The sequence below is a fragment of the Gardnerella sp. CCPDSM genome (assembly GCF_056754715.1).
The window spans coordinates 1-558 of sequence record NZ_JBQEQO010000055.1 but is presented as its reverse complement, the minus strand read 5'-3'; the positions used below and the strand labels follow the sequence as shown (position 1 = coordinate 558).

General features: G+C 42.7%; 1 pseudogene. It reads right to left on the bottom strand.

The window, feature by feature from the left end:
* Positions 1–5 precede the first annotated feature (5 nt).
* Positions 6–558: pseudogene (locus ACTJLE_RS06480) on the bottom strand (DNA polymerase); the annotation flags it as partial.

Below are 558 nucleotides of genomic sequence, written 5' to 3'. Positions count from 1 at the left end.
ATTTTTTAATCTTTTTTGTAAAACTCACACTCGTAGCCGTCAGCGCGTAAAACAAGCCCTTCTGCCCAAGGTGGTGTTCTTCCCATTAGCTCACACACGCTTTGAACACTCACGCTTTTATCGGTTTCGATAATGGCTTCATCATGCACGTGAGCGACGATGCGATATTCTTTCAGCGTTTGCATAGCGTAAAGTAGAATGTCACGAGCTATAGCTTGCGTAATGTTTTCCACGAATTTAGGCCCATAACTTTCCAGCCGCTCCCATTTTTTAGTAGACCCCACACCCTCATAGGTGACTGATTCACCACCATACTTGTTTTCTTCCACACGTGGCTTCACATAATAAAGGCATCTTTTAGACGGCAGTTTGATGATAAGAAACCCACTCTTGTAAGTGAACACTATATTGTGTGTTCGAACAGATACGTGTTCGTGTACACACTGTTTTACCGCTCTGTCCACATCCCACCACAATGAAACAATATGTGGATTAGCAGATCTCCAATCATTTACCAACTGTTGCAAACCATCTTCATGTAAACCCATATCAAGAGCA